This is a genomic window from Streptomyces prasinopilosus (assembly GCF_001419695.1).
Lineage (GTDB): Bacteria > Actinomycetota > Actinomycetes > Streptomycetales > Streptomycetaceae > Streptomyces > Streptomyces prasinopilosus.
In genome coordinates this window covers 1-7,695 of sequence record NZ_LIRG01000311.1, presented here as the reverse complement: position 1 = coordinate 7,695, position 7,695 = coordinate 1, and the positions used below count along the sequence as shown (strand labels likewise).

Sequence of the window (7,695 nt, the reverse complement as noted above, 5' to 3'; positions counted from 1 at the left end):
GTGTACGCCGCCACCCCCAGCGAGCTGCGGGCCGCCGCGGGGCGCGGCGGCCCGCAGCTCGCTGGGGGTGGCGGCGTACACGGCCCGGACGGTGTCGTTGAACTGCCGCACGCTGGCGAACCCGGCGGCGAAGGCGATCTCGGTGACCGGGAGCCCGGTGGTCTGCAGGAGTACGCGTGCGGTGTGCGCGCGCTNNCCGTCGGCGATCAGCCGCATGGCGCGGCCCACGACGTCGGCGCGCACGTTCCACTCGGCGGAGCCGGGGACGGCGTCCGGACGGCAGCGCCGGCAGGCCCGGAACCCGGCGCCCTGCGCGGCGGCGGCGGTCGGGAAGAACCGCACGTTGCGCCGCTTGGGCGTGACGGCGGGGCAGCTGGGACGGCAGTAGATCCCGGTCGTTCCCACGGCGAAGAAGAACGCCCCGTCGAACCGGCCGTCCCGGCTGCGCACCGCCTCGTACCTGCTGTCCTCGTCCGTCACACCGTCCAGTGTCCGCCGGCCGGAGGGGTCCGGCTGGCGGAAATCGGACATGGGGGTGGGAGGCCGGCCGGCGGGCCCGGGGCGGAGGTCCGCCGCCGGGACCCGCCGGACGCGGACGTCACAGCGGCCGGCCGCCCCGCTTGGCCTCCATGGCGGCCCTGCCCATCGCCCCCTTCCGCTTCCAGTCCTTGCGGATCTCCGCGCGGAGGCGTGCGTCGGTCTTGGCGACGATGCGCCGGTTCTCCCGGAGCAGCTTGCGGTAGCTCTCCAGCCGGCGTTCCGCGAGGGCGCCGGTCCCGATGGCCTCGAGGACCGCGCAGCCCGGCTCGCTCTCGTGGGCGCAGTCGTGGAAGCGGCAGCCCTCGGCGAACTCCTCGATCTCGGAGAACACCTGGCCGACGCCGCTGCCGGCGTCCCAGAGGCCGACGCCCCGCAGTCCCGGGGTGTCGATGAGGACTCCGCCGCCGGGCAGGGCGAGCAGGTTGCGGGTGGTGGTGGTGTGGCGGCCCTTGCCGTCGACGTCGCGGATAGCCCGTACGTCCATCACGTCCTCGCCGAGGAGCGCGTTGGCGAGGGTGGACTTGCCGGCGCCGGACTGCCCGATCAGTACGGACGTGCCGCCGGCGACGACCGCGGTGAGGACGTCGAGTCCGGCCCCGTCCCGTGCGCTGACGGTGAGCACCGGCACGCCGGGCGCGCTGGTCTCCACGTCCTGGACCAGGTGCGCCAGCGTCACCGGGTCCGGCACGAGGTCGGCCTTGGTGAGCACGACCACCGGCTGCGCCCCGGACTCCCAGGCGAGCGCGAGGAACCGCTCGATCCTGGCCAGGTCCAGTTCGGCGGCGAGCGAGACGGCGATGACGGCGTGGTCGACGTTGGCGGCGAGGATCTGCCCCTCGGAGCGCTTGGAGGAGGTGGACCGCACGAAGGCGGTGCGGCGCGGCAGCAGCGTCCGCACGTAACGAGGGCTGGCGCCCTCCGGGTCGACGGCGACCCAGTCCCCGGTGCACACGACCCGCAGGGGGTCGTGCGGGGTGACGAACGCGGTGTCGGCCCGTACGGTCCCGTCACCGGTGACGACGTCGCACCGGCCGCGGTCGACCCGCACCACACGGCCGGGCAGCAGCCCTTCGTCACCGTAGGGACCGAAGGCATCGCCCCAGCCCTCGTCCCACCCGTGGGCGACCAGCGCGGAACCGGCGTCGGGCAGGGAGGAGGAGGCGAAGGAAGAGGAGGAGAACGAGGACGAACTCAAGGGGTGACCCTTCACGAGGGTGGCCCCGGCACACGCGCGGCGGCGTGGAGAGGGAGGAGAGGTCAGCCGGAGGCCACGGGGGTGGGATGGATGATCCGGATCCGGGCAGCGCCCGGCGCAACAACGGCCATCACGGTCCTCACCTCCTGTTCGTCTCGTGCTTGTGTCCGGGGCCCGGAGGCCCTGCGGACGGAAGAACCATAGCCGGGGCCGACGCGTCTGCGTCAACCGCTTTTCCCGTGACCGTCGCTCCGGGCGCCCGCCGGCCGGTGCCGCCGCGGAGAGGACCCGACCGCGGCACGCTCTACCAGGTCGCATCCGCCGCGCGCGATCACTCCCGCCAAGTCATACATAATCCCCTGATCCATAGGCATGGCACAGGAGTGGGTAACACACTGTGAGACAGGCGGCATCCCGGCCGAAAACGAACGACGACCCGAAGGGCCTGTTCATGACGTCCATCGCTGCGCACACAGGGCCCGGGGAACCGCACTGGCCGGCCGCCGGCCTGCTGGGCACGCTGCCGGCCGGGACCCGCCACCAGCTGGTCCGCCTCGGGCGGCCGGTCCGCTTCGAGGGAGGCGAACGGCTGCTGCGTGAGGGCGAGTCCGGCTCGTACGCCTTCCTCCTGCTGAGCGGCTGGTTCAAGGTCCTGGCCACGACCGAGGACGGGCGGGAGGCACTGCTGGCGGTCCGGTGCGGCGGCGACATAGTCGGCGAGCTGGCCTGCTTCGACGGTCAGCCCCGGATCGCCACCGTCTCTCCGCACCCCACTGGTCCTCGTACCGCGCGCGCAGTTCGGCGATGCTCTCGGCGACGCCCACGCGCAGGCGGAGCATCGAGGCGCCCGTGAGGGTGTCGATCTCCTCGTACGCGGCGGTGACGAGGGGCCGGACCCGCTCCAGGAACCGCGTGCGGAGCGCCTCGTGGCTGCCCTTGCCGAGGAGGGCGCCGAGCGCGCCCCCGATGACGGTGCCGAGGCCGGGGGCGATCAGACTGCCGGCGAGGGCTCCGGCCATCGCCCCGCCGCCCGTGCGCAGTCTGCCGCTCGTGGTGAGCTGCTCGCCGATCCCGGTCAGCGTCCGGTCGACGCCGGACAGGTCGGGGTCGGCCAGGCCCCCGGCCGCCACCCGGGGTGCCACCGGCACGGTCCAGGTCTCACCGGCCAGCCCGGCCGGCGCGCTGTACTCCGCGGCGAAGTCGTGCGCGAGCTGCCCGGCCGCCGACGCCAGCAGCTCACCGGCGTGGTCGGCCGCGGTCCGCACGGCCCGCTCGGCGTCCGCCCGCACGTGGAGACGGACGGTGCGGGAGACGTTCTCGGCCGCTTCGGAGACGTTGCCGATCTTGTCGCCGGCCACGGCGGCGGCCACGTCCGCGTCCAGCTCCGCCCGGGACGTCTCGGGAATGCCCGCCGAGGCGGCCCGGCTCAGCTGCTGTCCGGCCCGGTCGAGGGTTCGCTGGGCCCAGGCGTCGAGAAAGGCGGGGAAGTCCGGGAGGGAGAGGGCGGCGAGCCCTCGCTCGGTGCGCAGGAGCGCCGCCCGCTGGGCCTGCGCGGAGTCCTCCACCGCCACGAGCAGCTGCGCGAGCAGCCCGAGTACCGTGGCCACCATGGCGGACTTGCGCCTTTCGGTCGCCAGCCACGCGATGCGCGCCTCGACGGAGCGGAACCCCGCCAGGTGCCCGGCCGGTCCGGGGCGGTCCACGCCGGGCGCGGTCCGCTCGGCGCGAGGGCCGTCCGGCTCGGCGCGGTGTGCGGTCAGCGCCTTCAGCGCCTCGCCGGGGGCGCACGGCAACAGCACCGGATCGTCGATCCCCAGTTCCCTCAGCCGGTCCTCGACGATTCCGACGACCTCGGACCGCTCGTCGTCGTCGAGCAGGTCCATCTTGGTGAGCACGAAGGCGCACCGGTCGTGGTGGTCCAGCAGCGGTCCTCCGAGGAAGTCCACCAGCGTCATCGACATCGCGGCGACGGCCGGCACCACGACCAGGGCCAGGTCCGCCTGCCGCACGGCGGCTTCGGCCAGTTCACGGTGTCCCGGGTCGGTCACGCTGAATCCCGGTGTGTCGAGGAGCACCGTGTCCCCGCCCAGTAGCGGGACCGGCGACAGGACCTCCAGATCCCTCACCTGCCGGGCCAGTTCGGTGGTCAGCACGCGTTCCAGGGCGGGCTCCAGGGCGTCCTGCCCGGAGCCGCGACGGCATCCCGCCCATCGGGAGAACTCCCTGGACGGCCACGTCAGCACCCCGTCGTCCCCCGTACGGACCGTCACGCCCTCGGCGCCGCCCCGGTACCTCAGCACGGTCGTGGTGTGCGTGGTCACCCGGGCCGACGAGGGCAGCAGCCGGCGTCCCATGAAGGCGTTGAGCAGGGTGCTCTTGCCGCTGGACGCCTCGCCGAAGACCGCGACCCGCAGTTCGGGGTCGGCGGCGCGCGCTTCGACCGAGCGGAGACGGAGCCGCAGCGCTTCCCCGCGTCCGGGCGGAAGGCGGAGTTCGTCGAGCAGGTCGTGGATCCCTCGCAGGTGCCCGGCGACCGCCGCGTCCCACGAGTCCCCCGGACCGCTCCCCACCGGCTGTTTCGTCACGTCGTCAGCGTGGGAAGGAGAGTCGGGTCACCTTCTCGTCAGACGATGGGATCGGCCCGAAAAGGTTCCGCGGGCCGTCCCGGACGTGCCGCCGGGCCGGGTCACCCGGTGCATCTCGCGCAGCGCGGCGTCCGTGTCCTGGACGTTGCGCAGCCCGAAGGAGATGGTGACGGCGTCGAAGACGTCGTCCTTGAAGGGGAGCCGGGTCGCGTCGCCGGCGGTGTACGGCAGCCAGTTCCGGCGCTGCTTGCCGACCCGGAGCATGCCGAGGGAGAAGTCGCAGGGGACGACGTAGGCGCCGGCCCGCGCGAAGGGCAGCGAGGACGTCCCGGTGCCGGCCGCCAGGTCCAGGACCTTCTCCGCGGGGCGCGCGCCGACCGCCCTGGCCACCTCCTTGCGCCAGATCCGGTCCTGACCGAGCGACAGCACGTCGTTGGTCAGGTCGTACCGTTCCGCGACGTGGTCGAACATCGAGGCGACTTCGTGCGGCTGCTTGTTCAGGGATGCGCGGGTCACGGGCCCATTGTGGCAGCCCGCGCCCGTCACGGCCCCGGAGCCCCCGGGGGCCCCGGAACGGAGGGCGGCGGGCCCGGCTACCGGCGCCGGTGCACCAGCCGTCCCGCCAGGACCGTCGCCACGCACGTGGCGGCTCCCCGTTCGGCCAGCGCGGCCTCGTCGGGGACGTCGAAGACGGCGAACGTCGCGTCCGCGCCGCCCGTGCCGTCCGGCGGGAGCGTCCCCTCCGGCGGGAGCGGCAGCAGGATCGCCTCCGCGAGGCTCCGCCCCGCGAGCGGATCGAGGGCCGCCGGGCCCGCGGGGCGACCGGTCCGCTGTCGCACGACCAGTCCGGCCCGGTGCACGGCGTCCACGACGGCGGGCCTCCACAGGTCCCCCGCCACCGCGACCACTCCGTGCGCCAGCAGGCGCTGCACCCCGCGCCGTGCCCCGGCGCCCCGGCGGGCCTCGGTCATGGGGAGCGCCGCGAACGCTTCGCCGGTGAGCGGCTCGCTCCCCAGCTCGTCCGCCTCCCGCGGGTCCGGGTGGTAGGCCTGCTCCAGCAGTTCGGGACCGTGGGGGTTGAGCAGCCCCGGCGTGAGCACCCCCGGCCAGCGCCGGGTCCGCGCCGCCGGGTGGGCGTCCGCCAGCACGTCGTACGGGCCGACGGCGGCGAGCCGGCGGCCGTCGGCGAGGACCGCGCCGCCGGGCAGGGGCGGCCGCCCGTCCCCGGCGAGCAGGAGGTCCGCGGTATGGATCGTCAGCACGGCGGCGTGGCGCGTCAGTTGGAGGCGAGCAGCTTCAGTTCCGGGTGGGCGGTCCCGCCCTCGATGGCCGTCGACGAGATGTGGGAGGCCACCCGGTCGTCGACGGGGTCGTCGGCCGGGTCGTCGTGCACGACGAGGTGCTCGTACGTCGTGGAGCGCTGGGCGGGCACGCGTCCCGCCTTGCGGATCAGGTCGATGATCTCCAGGCGGTTGGAGCGGTGCTTGGCTCCGGCGGAGGAGACGACGTTCTCCTCCAGCATGATCGAGCCGAGGTCGTCCGCGCCGTAGTGCATGGAGAGCTGGCCGACCTCCTTGCCGGTGGTCAGCCAGGAGCCCTGGATGTGGGCGACGTTGTCGAAGAACAGCCGGGCGACGGCGATCATCCGCAGGTACTCGAAGACCGTGGCCTGGGTGCGGCCCTTCAGGTGGTTGTTCTCGGGCTGGTAGGTGTACGGGATGAAGGCGCGGAAGCCGCCGGTGCGGTCCTGCACGTCCCGGATCATGCGCAGGTGCTCGATGCGCTCGGCGTTGGTCTCGCCGGTGCCCATCAGCATGGTGGACGTCGACTCGACGCCCAGCCCGTGCGCGATCTCCATGATCTCCAGCCAGCGCTCGCCGGACTCCTTCAGCGGCGCGATGGCCTTGCGCGGGCGCGCGGGCAGCAGCTCGGCGCCCGCTCCGGCGAAGGAGTCGAGCCCGGCCGCGTGGATCCGGGTGATGGCCTCCTCGACCGACACCTTCGAGATCCGGGCCATGTGCTCGACCTCGCTCGCCCCCAGGCTGTGGATGACGAGCTGCGGGAACTCCTTCTTGATGGCGGAGAAGTGCTTCTCGTAGTACTCGACGCCGTAGTCCGGGTGGTGGCCGCCCTGGAACATGATCTGCGTGCCGCCCAGCTCGATCGTCTCCGCGCAGCGGCGCAGGATGTCGTCGAGGTCGCGGGTCCAGCCCTTGGCGGTGTCCTTCGGCGCGGCGTAGAAGGCGCAGAAGCGGCACGCCGTGACGCAGACGTTCGTGTAGTTGATGTTGCGCTCGATGATGTACGTGGCGATGTGCTCGGTGCCGGCGTAACGGCGGCGGCGCACGGCGTCGGCGGCGGCGCCCAGCGCGTGCAGCGGGGCGTCGCGGTAGAGGTCGAGCGCCTCTTCGGGGGTGATCCGTCCACCGGCGGCGGCACGGTCGAGGATGGGCTGAAGGTCGGCCTTCTCGGTCACCGGGCGTCCCTTTCGCAAGGTTCGTAAGGGTTGTGGACGGGCTGAACCAGCCTACGCCAGCGGCCCGCGGCGCCCGACGCCAGGCCGCGGGGCGCCTCGTCCCCCCTGCCCGGCCGTCATGCGGTGTACGCGCCCACCAGCAGTCCGGCGAGGGCCCCGGCGATCAGGAACGGCCCGAACGGGATGGCCGTCCCGCGTCCCGCCCGCCGCACGGCGACGAGGGCACCGCCGTACAGCGCCCCGGACAGGAACCCGGCGAGGGTGCCGAGCATCACCGCCGGCCAGCCGTACCAGCCGAGGACGGCCCCCGCGCCGAGGGCGAGCTTCACGTCGCCGAAGCCCATGCCCGCCGGGTTGACGAGGAACAGGACGAGGTAGCCGGCGCCGAGGGCGAGGGCGCCCGGCAGGGCGGTCGTCCAGGTGCCCGCGTGCCCGGGGACGAGGGCGGCGACGCCGAGCAGGGCGAGGGCGGCCGCGGCGAAGGGGAGGGTGAGCGGGTCGGGCAGCCGCTGCACCCGGAGGTCGACGACCGCCAGCAGCACGCCGACGGGCGCGAGCAGCAGCCAGACGGCCAGCTCGGGCCGGGTCCCGGTGGCGGCGGCGAGGACGGCGCACACGAGCGCGGTGACGACGGCGGGCGCGGCGCTCGAACCGTACGGGGGCGCCGTCGCGCACCGCCCGCACCGGGCCGGTCCGAGCCAGCCCGCGAGGGGGTGTCCCGCGGGACAGGCCGCCCGCCACTCCTCCCCCGCCGGTACGGAGAACCGGTAGGCCGGCCGCGGCAGCAGCGCACCCGCCGCCGCACCCCACAGCGCGGCGGCCGCGACCAGCAGAACGGCCGTCACCCCGTGCCCGTCCCCGCCGTACTCATCCCCGTCCTGCCCGTCCCCTCCGCGCCC

General features: G+C 74.3%; 6 protein-coding genes and 3 pseudogenes. 1 reads left to right on the top strand and 8 read right to left on the bottom strand.

Features of this window, described 5'->3' with window-relative positions; translation table 11 throughout:
- The 3 genes and pseudogenes from AOK18_RS34305 to rsgA all read right to left on the bottom strand — a co-directional run.
- A pseudogene (locus tag AOK18_RS34305) lies at window positions 1–194 on the bottom strand (helix-turn-helix domain-containing protein); the annotation flags it as partial.
- Between the two features lie 2 nt (window positions 195–196).
- A partial coding sequence (locus AOK18_RS34300; protein WP_276205352.1) for an Ada metal-binding domain-containing protein occupies window positions 197–531 on the bottom strand: 335 nt, incomplete at its 3' end.
- Window positions 532–598: 67 nt separating this feature from the next.
- On the bottom strand, window positions 599–1,735 hold the full coding sequence (gene rsgA / locus AOK18_RS14020) for a ribosome small subunit-dependent GTPase A (RefSeq protein ID WP_079105014.1): 1,137 nt from the start codon (window positions 1,733–1,735) through the stop codon (window positions 599–601).
- Between the two features lie 451 nt (window positions 1,736–2,186).
- On the opposite strand from rsgA, the pseudogene AOK18_RS34295 reads away from it, so the two are divergent.
- A pseudogene (locus AOK18_RS34295) lies at window positions 2,187–2,435 on the top strand (cyclic nucleotide-binding domain-containing protein); the annotation flags it as partial.
- Here AOK18_RS34295 and AOK18_RS34290 read toward each other — a convergent pair.
- The 5 genes and pseudogenes from AOK18_RS34290 to AOK18_RS13995 all read right to left on the bottom strand — a co-directional run bounded on the left by AOK18_RS34290 (window position 2,380) and on the right by AOK18_RS13995 (window position 7,641).
- Complete coding sequence (locus AOK18_RS34290) at window positions 2,380–4,305, bottom strand: dynamin family protein (RefSeq protein ID WP_055694570.1); 1,926 nt, start codon at window positions 4,303–4,305, stop codon at window positions 2,380–2,382. The pseudogene AOK18_RS34295 and the gene AOK18_RS34290 sit on opposite strands and share 56 nt — an antisense overlap.
- A 102-nt stretch (window positions 4,306–4,407) precedes the next feature.
- Window positions 4,408–4,836, bottom strand: a pseudogene (locus tag AOK18_RS14010) (class I SAM-dependent methyltransferase); the annotation flags it as partial.
- A 77-nt stretch (window positions 4,837–4,913) separates the two neighbouring features.
- Entirely contained in the window at window positions 4,914–5,582 is a 669-nt protein-coding gene (locus tag AOK18_RS14005) for a hypothetical protein (RefSeq protein WP_055694569.1), read from the bottom strand.
- 14 nt (window positions 5,583–5,596) lie between these two features.
- Window positions 5,597–6,796 (bottom strand): cyclic dehypoxanthinyl futalosine synthase, encoded by a 1,200-nt coding sequence (mqnC, locus tag AOK18_RS14000; RefSeq protein ID WP_055694568.1) that lies wholly within the window; start codon window positions 6,794–6,796, stop codon window positions 5,597–5,599.
- A gap of 116 nt (window positions 6,797–6,912) precedes the next feature.
- Window positions 6,913–7,641, bottom strand: a complete 729-nt coding sequence (locus tag AOK18_RS13995) for a prepilin peptidase (RefSeq protein WP_055694571.1) — start codon at window positions 7,639–7,641, stop codon at window positions 6,913–6,915.
- Window positions 7,642–7,695 lie beyond the last annotated feature (54 nt).